The organism is Streptomyces lycii (genome assembly GCF_009735685.1).
Lineage (GTDB): Bacteria > Actinomycetota > Actinomycetes > Streptomycetales > Streptomycetaceae > Streptomyces > Streptomyces lycii.
The window spans coordinates 1-718 of sequence record NZ_WHPN01000005.1 but is presented as its reverse complement, the minus strand read 5'-3'; the positions used below and the strand labels follow the sequence as shown (position 1 = coordinate 718).

The 718-nt window shown below is 71.9% G+C and carries 1 protein-coding gene and 2 pseudogenes; all 3 read left to right on the top strand.

Annotated features, from left to right (window positions below; all coding sequences use genetic code 11):
- Positions 1-91: pseudogene (locus tag GCU69_RS00215) on the top strand (roadblock/LC7 domain-containing protein); the annotation flags it as partial.
- A gap of 139 nt (positions 92-230) precedes the next feature.
- Positions 231-641: a DUF742 domain-containing protein gene (locus tag GCU69_RS00210; protein WP_098749731.1), complete on the top strand. Its 411-nt coding sequence runs from the start codon at positions 231-233 to the stop codon at positions 639-641.
- Positions 622-718, top strand: a pseudogene (locus GCU69_RS00205) (ATP/GTP-binding protein); the annotation flags it as partial. The gene GCU69_RS00210 and the pseudogene GCU69_RS00205, both read left to right, overlap by 20 nt.

Sequence of the window (718 nt, the reverse complement as noted above, 5' to 3'; positions counted from 1 at the left end):
CGGATACGAGATGGCCCTACTGGTCGACCGCGCCGGCAGCGTCCTCACCCCGGACCTGCGCGCCGAACTCCAGGGAAGCCTGCTGAACTGACGCGACCGACGCATCCGACGCCCCGACCGACGCACGACAGCAAGCCGACCGCTCAAGCCGGCCAGCCGCCCCCCTCGAACCACCCACGGCCCCCCACCGGCACAGCCAGACGACAACCGTTGTCCAGCCCGGAGGAACCATGACCCCGCCGCCCGTCTCGCCCGGCCCCTACGGCGCCGCTCATTCCGCGCCGTACGGGGACGAGGGCGACCAGCCGCTGGTGCGGCCGTACGCCATGACCGGGGGCAGAACCCGGCCGCGCTACCAGCTCGCCATAGAGGCTCTGGTCAGCACCACGGCCGATCCGTCCCAGCTGGGCACCCTGCTCCCCGAGCACCAGCGGATCTGCCATCTGTGCCGCGAGGTGAAGTCGGTGGCGGAGGTCTCCGCGCTGCTCGCGATCCCGCTGGGGGTGGCCCGCATCCTGGTCGCGGACCTCGCCGAGGCGGGGATGGTGGCGATCCACCAGCCGGGCGGCAGCGACGAGGCCGGCGGGACGCCGGATGTGACACTGCTCGAAAGGGTGCTCAGTGGACTTCGGAAGCTCTAGCGGTCCGTCCCGTGCCACCACGTCCGCGAAGATCGTGGTGGCGGGCGGCTTCGGCGTGGGCAAGACCACGTTCGTCG

What these genes read in the sequence shown, in the direction of transcription:
- GCU69_RS00210 (WP_098749731.1), top strand. Translation starts at nt 231, where the DNA reads ATGACCCCGCCGCCCGTCTCGCCCGGCCCCTACGGCGCCGCTCATTCC.